The following is a 16,760-nucleotide window of genomic DNA, read 5'->3' as shown; positions in this document are numbered from 1 at the left end:
CTACAAGATGCGTGAGGCGGAACGCAGGCCGTGCGCACCGGGCATCGATCGGGCTGTGAGGAGTCAAGTGGTGAAACGGTTGATCGTCGACACCCACGCATCGTCCTGCTACTTCCGCACCTCCGTGGGCGGCGACGCTCGCAAGGCGCTGGTGCAGATCACCGAGCGGTGCAACCTGCACTGCGCGCACTGCTTCGTCTCCTCCACCGAGGCTGGCGCTGACCTGTCCCTGACCGTTTTCACCGAACACGTGCTGCCCCAGTTACTAGCTACCCGGGTTGAGCGCATTACCCTGACCGGCGGCGAGCCTTTCGTGCACCCCGACGTCCTCGGCTTCTGCCGAGCGGTGCGTGCCAGTGGCCTGCCGGTTGGCATATGCACGAACGCTACCCAGACGACGGACGCCCAGATCGCCGAACTGGCCGCGCTTGGCGGAGTACACATCAACGTGTCCTTCGACGGCTTCCGCCCTGAGAGCCACGGCAAGTTCCGCGGCAACCGTGCATCCTTCGACACAACGGTCGCTACCACCCGCAAGTTCGCGGCAACAGGACTGCTGCAGGGACTGCTATCGACGCCGAACGCGCTGACCAAACCGGCGGAGTTCGCCGATTTGTGCGCCTTCGCTGTCGAAATCGGCGCGCAGTACGTGCTGATGAACCCGCTGTCGTCATTCGGCCGAGGCGTCAAGAGCCAGGGTCGTCTCGCCGCGCCGGATCAGGTGATGACGGCCATCCGCGCCGTCACCGACCGGTTCGCTGACCAACTCGACGTCGTACAGATCCGATTCCCGAACGACAGCCTGCCCTTAGGCGGCTGCGACGCCGGAAAGCTGATCTACGTGTACACCGACGGGCAGGTAGCAGTCTGCCCCTACCTGGTCTTCGCCGCCCGCACCCCGGCCTCGCGCTACCCCGACAGCGACTTCCTCGTGGGTAACATCCTGCGCGACGACGTCGCTGCGGGCCTCGACGGCTACGACTTCCACGCCCGCTACACCGTCGGCGCCAACCCCACCTGCGGTAGCTGCACAATGAACAGCAGATGTGGCAAGGGCTGCCCGGCCGCGATCGTGTCCCGTGGCGGACTCATCGGCGACCTCGATGACGAGCAGTGCCCGATCACCCCCGTCCCCGGCCAGCCCCTGCTCCCACTGGCCATCGTCCGCCAGTGAGCAAGCTGTTCATCGCGATCGAGGGCCCCAACGGCGTGGGAAAATCCACGATCGCGACGCTACTTGCCGACCGGCTCTCAGAAACCAGCCCGTACAGGGTGCACCTGACCAGCGAACCCACCCGCACCCCACTCGGGCAACTCCTGCGCCACAGCGAAGCCGTCATGCACGGCCGCGCCCTGGCCCTAGCTCTGGCAGCCGATCGCGCCGCGCACCTCGAGACGGACATCGTTCCCGCCCTCAACGACGGCCGGCACGTGGTGACCGACCGATACGTGCAGTCGTCTCTGGTCCTGCAGCGCATCGACGGCCTCGACCTGCGCGAAATCTGGTCCTACAACCGGTATGTGCTGCCTGCCATCTCCTTCTACCTGGAAGACCACCCCGACGTCATCGCAGCTCGCCTCGCTCAGCGCCCTGAGCGGACCCGGCTGGAAACCACCGGATCACCGGACACGGAACTGCGCCTGTACCGGGAGGCTGCCCGCCACCTGCGTCGACACGGATGGACACAACACACCGTCGACTGCCACGGGCGCACCCCAGACAAGGTCGTAGCCACTATCCTCGATCTGCTGCCCCGCGCCGATTAGCGAAGCTGAGCCTCCGTGCTGTCCGTGTTAACCCTGAATGTGCAAGCCGCCGCGCTACCGCGTGCCCGACGGCTGCTGGCCTGGCTCGATGCCCGCGACGACAACCTGATCATCCTCACGGAAACCAGCAACGGACCCGGCACCGCATACCTCCTCGAGCAATGCCGCGCCGCCGGCCTGGACGTGACCCACACCCCTTCACCGGACGGCGACCGCGGCTGTGCCATCGTCAGCCGCCTACCGACCACCGCCCGCCCGGACCTGCTCGCCGGCGTCACGCTGCCTGGTCGGGCCGTCGCGGTTACGGTGAACACCGAATCGGCCATCACGGTGCTCGGCCTGTACGTGCCCTCCAGCGACCGGGCACCGGCAAAGGTCGCCAAGAAACGCGCCTTCCTCACCAGCGTCATCGACGGCCTGCGCGGTCTCACTGAGGGCCAGCGCGCCCATTTGATAGTCGGAGGGGACTACAACGTGATCAGCCGGAACCATCGGCCACGCTACCCAGGCTTCCTATCCTTCGAGTACGAGTTCCTCGACGCGCTGGAGCAGCTCGACCTGGCGGACGCCCACCAGCGGCTACACCCCACAACGCAGGCGCACAGCTGGATAGGCCGCGGCGGCAACGGCTACCGCTTCGACTATCTACATACCGGTGCCGCTCTCACGCCGCATCTCGCCAGCTGCGACTACCTACACCAGCCCCGCGACCGTCAGCTGTCGGACCACGCCGCCGTCGCAGCCACCCTGCGCCTGACCGTCGACCACCGGACCGCAGTCAGCGCGCCGCTGGCCGAGGCCGCAGCCCTGTCCTAGCCAGCCGCCGGCGCGACCGCGCGCAGCAACGAGTCGTAGGTGTCGGTAGTGCGCCACACCCCCACGCCCAGCGACCGGACCAAGCGGTCCAGGTGCTCCTGCACTCTCTGGCCTGACTCGTCGGCACCGACAAGCGCCTCCAACTCCACGAACGTGCCCAAGCCATCGACGCTATCCAGGCACACCGACACATCGCCCCACCGCCCACCGCGACGAGTCTTGACGATCCGCACGGTCGGCACGAAGCTCATCGCCAACAACGCCGCGTGCATCTGCTCCCGGTCCGCGACCACGGTCTCGTGCTCCAGGCACACCATCTCGTTGTCAATCGGCCGCTTCACCGTGAACAGATGACAGCCATCCTCAGTTCGTAGCCGCGCGAACGGCACCCCAACCTTCGACATGCCGTACCGCCACAACGATGGCGCATACGCCTGATCGTCCTGCCGCACCGACGCCGACAGCCGCACGCCCCGCTGTCGGAGTGCCTCCACTAGCGAAGACTCATCATCGACGCGGTACTTGACCTCGACCTCGTGAACAACATCGATCGGTGACGTCTGCACCAGCGCAGCCTAGCCACCTACCGCCGCCATCGGACGTCACCGCAACACACGTGTCGGTGCCTGCACGCATGCATCCGCAGAATGCTGGCAGCCGGGATCTCTGAACCGCCCCGGGGCTGGTGGAGACCTCTTTGCTTGAGAGGATCTGACCATGCCGAAGCAGTACCCGAGAGACCTGCGGGAGCGGGCGGTGCGTCTGGTGCTGGAGCACCGGGGCGACTACGCCACCGAGTGGGAGGCGATCGGATCGATCGCGACGAAGCTGGGGATCGGGTCGGCTGAGACGCTGCGTAAGTGGGTCCGCCAGGCCGAGGTCGACGCCGGGCAGCGTTCCGGCGTGACCAGCGACGAGTCAGCGGAGCTGCGCCGGTTGAAGCGGGAGAACGCCGAATTGCGCCGGGCGAATGAGATCTTGAAAGCCGCGTCGGCTTTCTTTGCGGCCGAGCTCGACCGGCCACAGCATCGCTCGTAGCGTTCATCGACGCGCACAAGGAGCAGTTCGGCGGGGTCGAGCCGATCTGCCGTGTCCTGACCGGCCACGGCATGAAGATCGCCGCCAGCACCTACTACAAGGCCAAGGCCTTGCCGCCGTCGTCACGGGCGGTGCGGGACGCCGAGACCCTGGCGGAGATCCGGCGGGTGTATCAGGCCAACTACGGTGTCTACGGGGTCCGCAAGATCTGGGCCGCGTTGCGCCGCGACGGGCACCGGGTGGCGCGGTGCACGGTGGAGCGGTTGATGCGTGAGGCCGGCCTGGCGGGCGTGGTGCGGGGTAAGAAGATCCGCACCACCATCGCCGACCCGCGAGCCGATCGGGCGGCGGACCTGGTGCAACGCGACTTCACCGCGGCCGCGCCGAACCGCTGCTGGGTCGCGGACTTCACCCACGTGGCCACGTTCGCTGGCGTGGTCTACGTGGCGTTCGTCGTCGACGTGTATTCCCGGGCGATCGTCGGCTGGTCCGCGGCCACCACCAAACACACCACCCTAGTCCTGGATGCCCTCGACATGGGCCTGTGGCGCCGCGACCGCGACGGCCGGCCCGTCGAGGCGGGCCTGATCCACCACTCGGATGCCGGATCCCAGTACACGTCGTTCCGGTTCACCACCCACCTCGTCTCTGCCGGCATCGACGCCTCGATCGGCACCGTCGGCGACGCCCTGGACAACGCACTGATGGAATCCACGATCGGCCTTTACAAGACCGAGTTGATCAAGCCCGGCCGGCCGTGGCGCAGCCTGGCCCAGGTCGAGCTGGCCACCGCTGAATGGGTCGACTGGTACAACCACCGGCGGCGGGGGACACCGTCGATGTCACGCCGCTTGCCGGGCTGACGCTGGCTCATCCATCGGTTCAGCCGCTTCCTTGCGGGCGGATGCTGGTGGTCGGAGCCCGTTGCCAGTGGCGGGCTGACGGTCCGGACCGCAACGCTGTGATCTATGACAGCGAGGGGCGCGTCGAGGCCCGGGCGACGCTCGGGGACGGCATCGAGCACGTCTTCACCACCACCTCCGGGGAGGTGTGGGTGGGCTACTTCGACGAAGGGGTCTACGGGAACTACGGCTGGGGAGACACTCACGCCGCACCGCCGGTCGGCAGCTCCGGGTTGGTTCGCTTCTCACCCAGCTCGAACCGACCTGGCGGTTTCCGTCCCACGTGGACAGCGGTTGGAGTGCGATCAGCGACTGCTACGCCCTCAACGTCACCGACGACGCGGTCTGGACCTCCTACTACACCGACTTCCCGATCGTGCAGATCCGGGATGGCTCAGTCAGCGGCTGGAGCAACCGGGTCGACGGGGGAAAGGCCCTCGCAGTCAGCGGCAGCCGAGTCGGACTGCTCGGCGGGTACGGGCCGGATCATGACCGGTTCGTCGTGGGTGAGCTGGCCGGGCGGGCTATGCACGTCGTTGGTGACCATCGGCTCGCGCTACCCGATGGCAGCCCTCTGCCCACTACGGCGACGGCGGTCGGCCGGGGATCGGATCTGCATCTCATCACCCCCGACCGCTGGTATCGGCTGGCCCTGCACGAGCTCCAGAGGGTGAGGCGGCCAGGCCAGCCTAGGACTTCGGGTGCACCGATAGTCGGTTGCGACCGGCGATGCCGTCGCCGTCGCCGAGGTGCACCCGGCAGGTAGGCCAGGAGCTCCCTCATCACGTACCGGCCCTGCTCGTCGAGGGCTGATCCGGCGGCGGCCGATCGCATGCCTATGGCTCCCGTCATCGGCGACGACGGCGCCGACGCATGCCGGGCTGTGGCGTCGTTGACCATCCGGTCCAGCCGATCATCGGTGACACCCTCTGGCGGCGAACTGCCGGTGCTAGCGGACGCGGGCGACATCCTGGTGGCTTCTTTGACGTGCCGGCGCTCGAACTGACCGGGACTCCACCTGGCCTGAGGCTCACGTCTCGCCGAAGTATCCCTCCTTCTCGCCGAGCAGCAGCGGCACGTCGTAGATCGACATGTCCGGCCGAGCCCTGATGTACCGCACCCGGTGCCGCCGCCGCTGGTGCTCAGAGGGCCACGTCGGCGTCGATCTCGACAACCGTGATGGGGTCCACCTGTACATATGGCAGTGGTTCGGGCCGGTCCAGTTGCCCGGACCAGGACGGTGGCAGTGGCTGCGGCCAGGGGTGCACCGTTGTGCCGCGGCGCGGCATCGCGCGAACGGGGACAGCATGGCCGCGAGTTCGGCCCGCTGTGTGGGGTTCAGCGGGTGGGTGCGGCCGGTGTATCGCAGGGTTCCTCGCCGGTCGAACCGGCCGAGCAGCACGGTGTCCGGGTCGCGGATGCTGCCGGTCACGCCACCGACGATCGCCTCGGTGGTGATCCGGGTCCGGTACTTCCACCAGCTGCGCGGCCAGGCTCGTACTGGCCGGTCGACCGCTTGCTGACCACGCCTTCGATGCCGGTGGCGACGGTCCAGTGCGTCAGCCAGTCGGCGACCTGCCGCATGTCCGCGGTCTGCGGGGTGAGGGTGAGCTGCGCTGGCGCGCCGGCGAGCAGCTGTTCGAGCCGGTCGCGCCGCTGCGACAGCTCGCGGTTCAGGATCACCTGTCCACCGGGGTCGGCGAGCAGGTCGAACAGCACGTAGTGGGCGGGGCGCTCGCGGGCCACGCGCAGCAGGTCGCGGCCGGCGGTGACGCGTCGCTGCAGCTGCGCGAAGTTCGTCCGGCCTCCCTGCAGCACGATCAACTCGCCGTCGAGCACCCCCCCGGTGGTATGGCCCCGCGAACGGCCCGGGTGATGTCAGGAAAGTACGTGGTCAGGTTGCGGCCGGCTCGGGATTGGAGATACACCCCGTCGGACTCCCGAAAGGCGATCGCACGCCACCCGTCCCACTTCGGCTCATGAACCAGCGCCGGGCCCTCGGGCACCTCGTCGACCGGCGCGGCGAGCATCGGCGCGACCGGCCGGCGCAGCACCGGTTCGGCGCCCGTCTCCACCCGGCGGGCCGGGCTCACCGCTCCCGCGGGATGTGAACGCTGATCATGTCCGCCCCCTGCGGATCATCGTGGGGAGCGACGGCCACTCCGGGGTGAAGATCCGCGACAACGAATGCCTACGGCCGCAGCCGGATGCCGCCGGGCGTGGGCGCCAAGGTCAACGCCTGGGCGGTCGGGACCGCTTGAACTCGTGCCTGGGTGCCTCTTCGTGAGGTCATGTCCTACGGCAGCCGGCCGGCATAGCGGAAGGTGGGAGGCTCGGCGTCGATGCCCTGCCGGACGTACCGGTAATGGATGACCGGGCCCGCCTGCTCGGCGGCGCCGACGTAAACACCCGTCTGCGGCAGGTCGACAGCCTGGGGCAGCGACCCGTCGGCGCCGGTTTCCACGGGCATGATGCGGCCATCGATCGGACCGCCAACGAACCATGCCTCGACTGCCGGCATCAGCCGTTCTCCCCTTCTGTTCATCCCCTACGGGCTACCGCGGGCCACAGCCTCCGCAGCAGGCCATTCCGGCCCTACGGCCACCCAGAAAGGGCGGTCGGAGTGGATGTCACCAGCCACGGCCACCATATGTGGGGCTCGATCTCTCTGGCGAGGGTCAGACATCCATGACAAGCGCCGCCGAGATCGTTCGTCTTGTGGTTCCCCGCCTGTTACGAAATCACCGAACCGTGGCCGTACTCATCGGAGACCGTCAACCTCCGCACGGGTGGCTCAGGAGGTTCCCATGAGGCTGGCTCGACTCTTCCCACCGCACCTGGGCCGACGGCGCACCCCCGTCGTGGCAACCGTGATGGCGATGGTCGCAGGAGCCGGCCTCATCAGCGTCGGTGCCACACCGGCTGCGGCCACGCCCCCTGGCATCCCCTCGAAAGCCACCGCGCAGTCGCAGCTCAACGCGCTGACCGTGGCGGCGCAGGGCTCGACCAGTGGCTACTCCCGGGACCTGTTCCCGCACTGGACCACGGTCAGCGGAAGCTGCAACACCCGCGAGCAGGTCCTCAAGCGCGACGGCACGTCGGTGGTGGTGGACAGCTCCTGCGCGGCCACCTCCGGTCGCTGGTACAGCCCGTACGACGGCGCGACCTGGTACGCCGCTTCCGACGTCGACATCGACCACGTGGTGCCGCTGGCCGAGGCGTGGCGGTCGGGCGCGAACTCCTGGACGACCAGCCGACGGCAGAGCTTCGCCAACGACCTGACCCGCCCGCAGCTGATCGCGGTCACCGACAACGTCAACCAGGCCAAGGGCGACCAGGACCCGTCAACGTGGCAACCGCCGCGGTCGGCCTACCGCTGCACCTACAGCAAAATGTGGATCACCGTGAAGTACAGCTGGGGCCTGTCGCTGCAGTCGTCGGAGAAGTCCGCGCTGCAGAGTATGCCCAACACCTGCAGCTCTTGACCGCGCGCAGTCTGCTCTCGCCTGCACATGAACAGTGCCATGCGGGTCCGCAGAACGTTCGTAGCTGAGCGAGTGACTGCTGGTCGTCGCCAGCACCCGGAAGCCTTCGTTCGATTGAGCATCTACACCGAAGATATGACTGTCGATCGTCGATTCAGCAGATCGGTGCGATGGCCCGGCTGTCGATGGTGAAGCTGACGGGGCGTACCATTTCCCCGGCTCAAGTTAAGACCAACAATTCGCCGGGAGTGACCGCCATGGCTCGGAAAGTGATCACTGTTCTGACCGACGACCTCGACGGCGGAGCGGCGGACCGGACGGTCGAATTCAGCCTGGACGGTGTCGCCTACGTCATCGATCTGTCAGACCAGAACGCAGGCGCCTTGCGGAAGGCTCTCGACGTGTACATCACGGCGGGCCGGCGGATGGGGCGGGGAGGTATCGATTCGGGTCGGTCGGCGCAGCGGGCGACGCGTCCCGGGACCTCCGGCCGCAGTCGTGCTCACACTCGCGCGATCCGCGAATGGGCAGCCGAGAACGGCTACCAGATCTCCGAACGGGGCCGCATCCCAACCTCGGTGGTAGAGGCCTATAACAACCGATGACCGTACGGGCAGCTCGCCACGCTACCGGCGGGCCTCGTTGGCATCGGGCTTCGACACCCGAATGGCCGGTGGGGAGCACAGACAGACAGGCGTTAATCCGGGGGGCCCGCGTCTTGCCCTCCAGCCGCGCCCTGCTTATTCGCAGCGGTCCTCCGCGCCGCGCCCGTATGGCTGACAGCAGTCCGGCCGGTGTTGGTACACGCGCAGGTCCCGCCCGCGAGCGCGGCCGATGTCGAACGTTCGCTCGTAGAGGCAGGAGCCGCAGATCACGGCTTCACCTCCGCCTACGACGACTCGTCCATCACAAGGCCCGCCACGCAATAGCACCTCCACCTGATTGACGTATCACGTGGACCTTCTCCTGGGTGATGAGACGGCTAAGGTGCCGAGGCAACACACCGGGTGCCGCAGTCGCAGCCACTCAGTGGCGGTGGGACTTGGGGTTTCGGTGACATGCGTGAGCATCATGGAAGGCGCCGCGCGTGGGAAAGGCGCATCGTGGATCCGTACATCCTGGCTGAGGTGGATCAGGGGCTTGACTGGATCCACTGGCATCACGACGAGTTCGACTACCGGCACATCTACTTCGCCTACCTGGCGGTACGCATCAGCCAGCCCCATGGCGGTGAGGTGACGGTGACGATCGGCCCAGACGGCAGCTACCTGCTCCAAGCCGGAGACGGCGAATCGCGGCTGTCGGGTGGGCGTGGCTGCCTTCCGGAAGCATCGGGAGGTGCTGAGCGTGGAGGACTGGGCGGAGATCCGTCGGTTGCATCGGGCGGAGCGGATGGCGATCAAGGCCATCTGTCGGCGGCTGGGGGTCTCGCGGAACACGGTGCGCAAGGCCTTGGCCAGTCATGAGCCGCCCCGCTATCAGCGGCGGCGAAGGGCTCGATCGTGGATGCGGTGGAGCCGCAGATCCGGGCGTTGTTGGCGGAGTTCCCGGACATGGCAACGACGGTGATCATGGAGCGGGTCGGGTGGACTCGCGGCAAGACGGTGTTCGCCGATCGGGTGCAGCAGCTTCGGCCGTTGTTCCGCCGCCCGGACCCCCGGCCAGCGGACGGAGTATCTGCCGGGAGAGCTGGCGCAGTGTGATCTGTGGTTCCCGCCGGCGGACGTGCCGTTGGGCTTCGGGCAGGTCGGCCGGCCGCCGGTGTTGGTGATGGTGTCGGGGTATTCGCGGTGGCTGTCGGCGGTGATGATCCCGTCTCGGCAGTCACCAGATCTGTTGGTCGGGCACTGGACGCTGATCTCCGGGTGGGGGGCGGGTGCCGAAGGCGTTGGTGTGGGACAACGAGTCCGCGGTCGGGCAGTGGCGGGCCGGGCGGCCTCAGCTGACGGAGGCGATGAATGCCTTCCGCGGCACTCTCGGCATCAAGGTGGTCCAGTGCCGGCCGGCGGACCCGGAGGCCAAGGGCCTGGTCGAGCGGGCCAACGGCTATCTGGAGACCTCGTTCCTGCCCGGACGCCGCTTCGCCTCGCCGGGCGACTTCAAGGCTCAGCTGTCCGAGTGGTTGGTGCGGGCGAACAACCGCCAGCATCGGATGCTGGGCTGCCGGCCGGCTGAGCGGTGGGACGCTGACCGGCAGGTGATGCCGCCGCTGCCGCCGGTTGCGCCGGTGGCCGGCTGGAGGCAGAGCACCCGGCTGCCTCGCGATCATTACGTGCGCTTGGACGGCAACGACTACTCGGTGCACCCATCCGTGGTCGGGCGGCGGGTCGAGGTCACCGCCGACTGCGACCAGGTGACGGTGTTCTGCGACGGCCGGCCGGTGGCCCGGCACGACCGCTGCTGGGCCAAGCATCAGAGCATCACCGATCCCGCCCACCGGCAAGCCGCAGCGGACCTGCGCATCGCCGCCCAACGCACTCCAGCGACCGCTGTCGACGCGCAGGTCGAACGCCGGCCATTGAGCGACTACGACCGCCTGTTCGGCCTGGACGTTGAGGTGGCTGCGTGATGGCCGCCAAGACCAGCCGCAACGTTGCATCCGAGATCGCGTTCCTCACCCGCGCCCTGAAGGCGCCATCCCTGGCTGCCTCCGTCGAGAGACTGGCGGAGCGGGCCCGGGCGGAGTCCTGGACGCACGAGGAGTTTCTCGCCGCCTGCCTGCAACGCGAGGTCGCCGCCCGTGAAGCCCACGGCGGTGAAGGACGCATCCGGGCAGCCAGGTTCCCGGCCCGCAAGAGCCTCGAGGAGTTCGACTTCGACCACCAGCGGTCGTTGAAGCGGGAAACGATCGCTCACCTGGGCACCCTGGACTTCATCACCGGCCGGGAGAACGTCGTCTTCCTCGGCCCGCCCGGCACCGGCAAGACCCACCTGTCCATCGGCATCGGGATCCGGGCCTGCCAGGCCGGACACCGCGTCGCGTTCGCCACCGCCGCCGGGTGGGTGTCCCGCCTCGCCGACGCCCACCACGCCGGCCCCTGCAGGACGAGCTGGTCAAGCTCGGCCGGATCCCGCTGCTGATCGTCGACGAGGTCGGCTACATCCCCTTCGAAGCCGAAGCCGCGAACCTGTTCTTCCAGCTCGTCTCCAACCGCTACGAACGAGCCTCGCTGATCGTCACCAGCAACAAACCCTTCGGCCGCTGGGGCGAAGTGTTCGGCGACGACGTCGTCGCCGCAGCCATGATCGACCGCCTCGTCCACCACGCCGAAGTCATCTCCATCAAGGGCGACAGCTACCGGCTCAAAGACCGCGACCTCGGCCGCGTCCCCGCAGCCAGCAAGACCAACGACTGAACATCAACAACCAGCGAGGGGGTCAACATTCAGCCGGAACACAGGGGTCGAAGTTCAGTCGGCGTTGACAGCGGCGCGGACGGGTGCTGGGCAGGTGCGGCTCGACGCCTGCTGGGGGTGTGGCGGCGCCCTGGCCGGTGACCAGGTGGATACTCAGCCCATGCCCACACCGCGCGCCTAACGGCCAGGGCGAGAACATCAGCGTGGGCAACTGACCGGCCACCCTGACCATGAAGATCGTTTAGCCGGACGTGTCACCCACGTCCCGAGACTGATCTGTCACGCAGGTCCCGAGACCCGACAATTCTGGGACGGTGCTGTGTCCCGTCACGGGACATGCTTGACACTCGCGTCCCACCAGATGCTTGACAGGCGTTTCCGGCGCTTGGCCGCAGCCTTCGCCCAGGGTGACAGACCGCAGTCGCGGCAAGTTCGTGCGGCTGGAGCAGGGTCTTACGCCGCGGTCGGGTAGCCGTACTCCTCTGCCTGTTCGCGCAGGTCGGCCAGTTCAACTTCGGGGTTGAGCGCGCGGACGGCCGCGTTGGTCAGTGGACGGAACGCAACGATTTGTTCAACCGCAGCTGGATGCAGGTCGGTTTCGTAGACATCCTTAGCGTGCTCGATGTACTCCGCGACGATGTCGTCGCAAAGGATGTCGAGCAGCCATGAGCCGTCCGGGTCAACCTCATCGTCGTCAGCCGGTGAAAAGTCGATGTCGTCGCCAGCGTGCCATCGCTCGTCGTTGGTGCGCCGCCACAGGACGAAGGTGGCATCAAGAGTGCCGTCCTGCCGACAGAACGCCGGCTCGTGCACCTGCGTCTGGAACTCCTCAGGCAGTCCATCGAGGAGGCCCGGCCACAGCCGCCCGTCCGTGTACGTGAACATCGACGACTCGTGGTAGACACCTCGGATGAATACGCCGTCGGCGGTGAAGACGACGTCGTACTCCTCACCGCTGCCGTTGCGCATCGACGCCGCTTCGTCCTCGCCCCATTCGCGGTCGTAGGCGTAATAGTCGCCCCCGACGATCGCGTCGAGCATTGCTAGGGCTTTGCAGCGCTCGCGCAACACGTCGATGGAGGGCAGCCGCGCGGCGATGTCGTAGACGGTCACGCCGGGAGTCTACGGGCCGGCGGCACCGATTCCAGCCAGCTCGGGACGGGTGCGCCGCCACCGCCTCCATCGAGGAGGCGACCGCGACGCCAACCACTCCCCTGCACACCATCGCCCTCTGCCGCCTGCGCTACGACCAACGCACCCGCGCCTACCAGCAACGACGCATCACCGAAGGCCTCAACAAGCAAGAGATCCTCCGCTGCCTCAAGCGCTACATCATCCGCGACGTCTACACCGCCCTACGAGCCGACTTCGCCGCCCTCAACCCTTGACCTCCATAGGAGCATCGGGATGGCAGCAGGAAAGTAGGCGGGAAGCCCAGCGCTGGCAGCAAGCTGGCGTCTGCCCTAGACGGTGGGCAAACTTCTCGGTCAGACGCACCTTGGCCGACCAGTGCCGGCAAGGACTGTCGCGCTTTCATTAACCGAGGACGAAATGGTGACGGTGAGAGGACGAGAGTGCTAAGAGTACCAACACGGCGATCTGATATTGCACGTCCGACACCACGCGGCGACCAGGAGCTTTTTGGTGTCGGGGTGGCCATGGGAGATCGCACCTCCCGAAAGTGACGCTAGGTGATGGTCGCCCAGGAATCATCCGCCGTACCTCTCAGGCAGATGTGCCTGCCTTTAACAACTCGGGATTTTCATGAAGCGCTCGATCCTCATGCCGGTCTACAACGAGGAAGAACGCATCGCGGATGCCCTGAAGCAGGCATTGGCGGTCGATTACCCGTGCGAGATCGACCTGGTCGTGGTCGACGACGGCAGCCGGGACGGCACGGGGGAGATCCTCGGCCGCGCCGACGACGCGCGGCTGCGGGTGGTCACCCACCCGCGCAACGCGGGCAAGGGCGCGGCCATCAAGACCGCCGTAGACAACGCCGAGGGCGACTACATGGTCATGCTATTGGTAGCTCTGGCTTCGTCTTCTCGCATACCGACTATCCGCCCCTCGCCTCGGCGGCGGTTACGGCCGTTTGGGCGTCCTCGGACAGGACTTCAAAGTCGCCCAGCTCGTCGGAGCGGTAATCACTTTCTCGGCCATCTGCATGACCGTCTATTTGGTGCGCCGGGCGTTCCGACGCTCCCCACCCGCGGTGGCCTGGCTGCTCGCGATCGCGGTGGGCCTCGGTACCTGGGCAACCGCCCCGTACGCGCCAACCAGTGGGCTGGCAGACCCGTTATGGTCGGTCTGCCTGGTGGGCGCAGCGGCTGGCCTGCTGCTGGAACCGCATCCGTTCCGGCGACCGGCACTGGCCCTGCTCCTGCTGACCGTCGCGGTCCTCACCAAGAACGAGGGCATGGTGACCGGTAGTCTGCTCGCATTGCTAGTGGTGATTCGTTCCCGCCGCGAGCTTCACCGCGCCTGGCTGGTCTGGCTACCGGTCCTTGCCGGCGGTGGCTGGGCTCTGCTCGTCCGTGGACTCGGTGCTCGCTCCGACGTCACGGAAGGCAGCCGAATGGAGCGGATGCTAGCCGGGGGTCCCGAGGTACTCGACCGTGCCGGCCGCACCCTGGACGCCTTTCGTGACAACGTCGGCCCGCTGCTCACCGGGACGGTCTTGGTCGCGCTGTTCGGCATGGTCTTTCTGCGCCGACAGCGTCGAGCAAAGAGGCTCGGATCGGACCTGTGGCTCTGGAACCTCCTCGTGGGGTATCTGACCGTGCTGGCATTGACGCATGTCGTCGGTCCGAACGACATCCAATGGTGGCTGCGCACCTCAGTCGCTCGAGTCACCCTCCCCGGCACGCTGTTGGCGATCCTCATCTGCGCCGGCTGGATCGCCGCCGCAATCGGGCAACGGCCCAGCCTGGAGCATGCCGACGAGCCGTACAGCGGCAGGGCGAATCCGCCCCCCGCTATCGAAGCAGAAGCAGACATCACACCGGTGGGGCCGCGATGCGGTTGCCGGCCGGGGAAAACGAAGGCATCCGGTCCCTCGGGCAGGGTCATGGCACTGCGTCATGCCGGGAGCAACCTGGGCCGACACCTGTTCGAAGACGGCATCATGTACGCGAGCAGCGAACCCTGCCCATGTGCCTCAGGCTTGCTACTGGGCACGCATTCCACGTCTGATCTTCGGGGCGAGCAGCCACGATGTGGCGACCTACGGCTTCGAAGACCTTCAGTTCTACCGCTAGGCAGTGTCTCGAAGTGCGCGTAGCCACTCGTTAATCACGGTGACGTGGATGGTGGCTTCGTAGCGGACGGCCAGCTTTTCGTATCGGGTTGCCAGCCCGCGGTGGCGCTTGAGGCGGTTGATGCCGCACTCGACGGCGTGTCGCTGCCGGTAGACCTCGGGGTCGAAGGCTGGTGGCCGGCCGCCGGCGGAGCCCTTGGCCCGCCGGTGGGCGTCCTGGTCGACCTTGCTCGGGATGCAGGCCCTGATCCCTCGGCGGCGCAGGTAGGTCCGGTTGGCGCGGGAGGTGTAGGCCCGGTCGGCGATGACCCGGTCGGGTCGCACGCGGGGACGGCCGACACCGAGTCTGGGCACGCGGATGCCGGCCAGCACGGCGGCGAATTGCGGGCTGTCGCCGCGGTGTCCGGCGGTCAGGAGCATCGATAGCGGTTTGCCGCCCTGCTCGCAGGCCAGGTGCAGCTTGGTCCAGCCGCCACGGGACCGGCCCAAGGCGTGGTCGCCTGGCTCGGCATGGACTCCGCCGGGCGGCTCGATCTGCTCCTGCGGGCGCCGACGTGCGCCCGCGGCGTGCTGGTGGGGCCGAGCGATGGTGGAATCGACGCTCACATCCCACGTGATCAACCCGGCCGCGTCCGCGCGAGCCTGCAAGCCGGTGACGATCTGCTGCCAGACCCCGGCCCGCTGCCAGCGTCGGAACAACGCGTAGATCGCCTGCCAGGAGCCGTAACACGCCGGCACGTCCCGCCACGGTGCACCGACCCGCACCCGCCACCGGATACCGTCAATGAGCTGCCGCTTGCTCCACTGCGACGGTCGGCCCGGCCGCTTACCCGCAGGCAGCAGCGACTCCAACACCCGCCACTGGGCGTCGGTCAGGTCGTGCCGCCTCGTCACCGCTATGGTGGCCACGAGGTCTCCGGTATTCAGGTTCTTCTTGGTCGATGAACCCTCTACCGGAGACCTCGCTATCTATCGATCACCGACACGCCACACACGACTTCGAGACACGACCTAGGTGTTCTGTCCATGGACGTTGGTGACGTGGCTGGGATCTTGAAATAGGTGAGGACCTCCGGGTGAGGTGGAGCTTGTCGAAGGTTCCGCATCACCCGGGAGGTCCTCGTGCCCCACGCTAACGCACCCCTGACGGACCGTGGCAGGCTGCGTCTGGCCCGCTGCGTGGTCGACGACGGTTGGCCGCTGCGGCGGGCAGCTGACCGATTTCAGGTCAGTCCGACCACGGCGAAGCGGTGGGCCGACCGGTACCGGGTCGAGGGTGTGGCGGGGATGGTCGACCGGTCCAGCCGGCCGCTGCGGTCACCGCGACGCACGCCGGCGCCGGTGGAGCGGAAGGTGCTGCATCTGCGGGCGAAGCGCCGGTGGGGACCGGCGCGGATCGGTGGCCGGTTCGGGCTGGCGGCGTCGACGTGTCATGCGGTGCTGCGCCGGGCCGGAGCCGCCCGCCTGGCCCACCTGGACCGGGCCACGGGCCGGCCGGTACGCCGTTACGAGCATCCCGCGCCCGGAGACCTGGTCCACGTCGACATCAAGAAGCTGGGCAACATCCCCGACGGCGGCGGATGGCGCACCCAGGGCCGGCGTCAAGGAAAACTCAACCGCACCGCCACCAAAGGCCACACCACCGACCGGTGGGGCGGCGCCCGGCTCGGCTACTCCTACCTGCACACCGCCATCGACGACCATTCCCGGCTGGCCTACACAGAGATCCTCGACGACGAACGCAAAGACACCGCGGCCGCCTTCTGGCGCCGCGCGCAGGCCTGGTTCGCAGCCCACGGCATCACCGTCCGCCGGGTCATCGCCGACAACGGCTCCTGCTACAAGTCCTTCCTCTGGCGCGACACCCTGCACGAGCTGGGCATCGCCGTGAAGAAGACCCGCCCCTTCCGGCCGCAAACCAACGGAAAGGTCGAACGGTTCCACCGCACCCTTACCGAGGAATGGGCCTACGCCCGCCCATACCCCTCCGAATCAGCCCGCCGAGCAGCCCTACCCGCCTGGCTCCACGCCTACAATCACCACCGCGCCCACACCGCACTCGGCGGCCACCCACCAGCCAGCCGTGTCCCTAACCTCTCTGGGCAGAACACCTAGGTTGCTCAGCCGATCGAGCGCC

13 protein-coding genes and 6 pseudogenes are annotated in these 16,760 nt (G+C 67.6%); 13 read left to right on the top strand and 6 right to left on the bottom strand.

Translation table 11 applies throughout. The annotated features are described in order from the left end of the window. Nucleotides 1–70 precede the first annotated feature (70 nt). Genes GA0070609_RS34510 through GA0070609_RS16760 form a run of 3 tightly spaced genes read left to right on the top strand, consistent with a single transcriptional unit; the run spans nt 71 to nt 2,583 of the window. On the top strand, nt 71–1,174 hold the full coding sequence (locus GA0070609_RS34510) for a radical SAM protein (RefSeq protein ID WP_231928311.1): 1,104 nt from the start codon (nt 71–73) through the stop codon (nt 1,172–1,174). Next, nucleotides 1,171–1,767, top strand: a complete 597-nt coding sequence (tmk, locus tag GA0070609_RS16765; protein ID WP_157748222.1) for a dTMP kinase — start codon at nt 1,171–1,173, stop codon at nt 1,765–1,767. Before GA0070609_RS34510 ends, tmk begins: the two co-directional genes overlap by 4 nt. A gap of 15 nt (nt 1,768–1,782) precedes the next feature. Beyond that, nucleotides 1,783–2,583, top strand: coding sequence for an endonuclease/exonuclease/phosphatase family protein (locus tag GA0070609_RS16760; protein ID WP_088994644.1), 801 nt, complete (start codon nt 1,783–1,785; stop codon nt 2,581–2,583). On the opposite strand, the gene GA0070609_RS16755 is transcribed toward GA0070609_RS16760, so the two are convergent. Then, nucleotides 2,580–3,149 carry a class IV adenylate cyclase gene (locus GA0070609_RS16755; protein WP_231928310.1) on the bottom strand — a complete coding sequence of 190 codons (570 nt, stop codon included), beginning with the start codon at nt 3,147–3,149 and terminating at the stop codon, nt 2,580–2,582. The two genes, GA0070609_RS16760 and GA0070609_RS16755, sit on opposite strands and share 4 nt — an antisense overlap. Before the next feature lie 151 nt (nt 3,150–3,300). On the opposite strand from GA0070609_RS16755, the pseudogene GA0070609_RS16750 reads away from it, so the two are divergent. Further along, nucleotides 3,301–4,484: pseudogene (locus tag GA0070609_RS16750) on the top strand (IS3 family transposase). Between the two features lie 1,467 nt (nt 4,485–5,951). On the opposite strand, the pseudogene GA0070609_RS34505 reads toward GA0070609_RS16750, so the two are convergent. Both GA0070609_RS34505 and GA0070609_RS16740 read right to left on the bottom strand, forming a co-directional pair. Then, a pseudogene (locus GA0070609_RS34505) lies at nt 5,952–6,553 on the bottom strand (ATP-dependent DNA ligase). A gap of 266 nt (nt 6,554–6,819) precedes the next feature. Beyond that, a complete protein-coding gene (locus GA0070609_RS16740; RefSeq protein ID WP_088994643.1) occupies nt 6,820–7,044 on the bottom strand; it encodes a hypothetical protein in 225 nt (74 codons plus the stop codon). A 286-nt stretch (nt 7,045–7,330) separates the two neighbouring features. Here GA0070609_RS16740 and GA0070609_RS16735 point away from each other — a divergent pair, with 286 nt between their 5' ends. Then, entirely contained in the window at nt 7,331–8,008 is a 678-nt protein-coding gene (locus GA0070609_RS16735) for an HNH endonuclease family protein (protein WP_088994642.1), read from the top strand. A 257-nt stretch (nt 8,009–8,265) separates the two neighbouring features. Then, nucleotides 8,266–8,613 (top strand): histone-like nucleoid-structuring protein Lsr2, encoded by a 348-nt coding sequence (locus tag GA0070609_RS16730; protein WP_088997783.1) that lies wholly within the window; start codon nt 8,266–8,268, stop codon nt 8,611–8,613. A 135-nt stretch (nt 8,614–8,748) separates the two neighbouring features. Here the strand turns inward: GA0070609_RS16730 and GA0070609_RS34500 are convergent, their stop codons facing one another. After that, on the bottom strand, nt 8,749–8,946 hold the full coding sequence (locus tag GA0070609_RS34500; protein ID WP_088994641.1) for a hypothetical protein: 198 nt from the start codon (nt 8,944–8,946) through the stop codon (nt 8,749–8,751). A 165-nt stretch (nt 8,947–9,111) separates the two neighbouring features. On the opposite strand from GA0070609_RS34500, the gene GA0070609_RS34495 reads away from it, so the two are divergent. From GA0070609_RS34495 to istB, 3 genes and pseudogenes are all read left to right on the top strand, one after another. Further along, on the top strand, nt 9,112–9,474 hold the full coding sequence (locus tag GA0070609_RS34495) for a hypothetical protein (RefSeq protein WP_231928309.1): 363 nt from the start codon (nt 9,112–9,114) through the stop codon (nt 9,472–9,474). Continuing rightward, nucleotides 9,401–10,577, top strand: a pseudogene (gene istA / locus GA0070609_RS16720) (IS21 family transposase). The gene GA0070609_RS34495 and the pseudogene istA overlap by 74 nt, the downstream one beginning before the upstream one ends. Further along, nucleotides 10,577–11,364, top strand: a pseudogene (gene istB / locus GA0070609_RS16715) (IS21-like element helper ATPase IstB). Before istA ends, istB begins: the two co-directional pseudogenes overlap by 1 nt. Nucleotides 11,365–11,817: 453 nt before the next feature. On the opposite strand, the gene GA0070609_RS16710 reads toward istB, so the two are convergent. Then, complete coding sequence (locus tag GA0070609_RS16710; RefSeq protein WP_088994640.1) at nt 11,818–12,477, bottom strand: hypothetical protein; 660 nt, start codon at nt 12,475–12,477, stop codon at nt 11,818–11,820. A gap of 22 nt (nt 12,478–12,499) precedes the next feature. Here GA0070609_RS16710 and GA0070609_RS34490 point away from each other — a divergent pair. The 3 genes and pseudogenes from GA0070609_RS34490 to GA0070609_RS33335 all read left to right on the top strand — a co-directional run. Beyond that, nucleotides 12,500–12,752: pseudogene (locus GA0070609_RS34490) on the top strand (transposase); the annotation flags it as partial. 376 nt (nt 12,753–13,128) lie between these two features. Continuing rightward, nucleotides 13,129–13,389, top strand: a pseudogene (locus GA0070609_RS16700) (glycosyltransferase family 2 protein); the annotation flags it as partial. A gap of 142 nt (nt 13,390–13,531) precedes the next feature. After that, nucleotides 13,532–14,647, top strand: coding sequence for a hypothetical protein (locus tag GA0070609_RS33335; protein WP_172899257.1), 1,116 nt, complete (start codon nt 13,532–13,534; stop codon nt 14,645–14,647). Here the strand turns inward: GA0070609_RS33335 and GA0070609_RS16695 are convergent. Continuing rightward, nucleotides 14,621–15,532 (bottom strand): IS5 family transposase, encoded by a 912-nt coding sequence (locus GA0070609_RS16695; RefSeq protein WP_088994639.1) that lies wholly within the window; start codon nt 15,530–15,532, stop codon nt 14,621–14,623. The two genes, GA0070609_RS33335 and GA0070609_RS16695, sit on opposite strands and share 27 nt — an antisense overlap. Nucleotides 15,533–15,745: 213 nt before the next feature. On the opposite strand from GA0070609_RS16695, the gene GA0070609_RS16690 reads away from it, so the two are divergent. Beyond that, on the top strand, nt 15,746–16,738 hold the full coding sequence (locus GA0070609_RS16690; protein ID WP_088994638.1) for an IS481 family transposase: 993 nt from the start codon (nt 15,746–15,748) through the stop codon (nt 16,736–16,738). Nucleotides 16,739–16,760 lie beyond the last annotated feature (22 nt).

It is taken from the genome of Micromonospora echinaurantiaca (assembly GCF_900090235.1).
GTDB lineage: Bacteria > Actinomycetota > Actinomycetes > Mycobacteriales > Micromonosporaceae > Micromonospora > Micromonospora echinaurantiaca.
The sequence above is the reverse complement of the archived record's forward strand: the minus strand, read 5'-3'. Positions and strand labels throughout refer to the sequence as shown.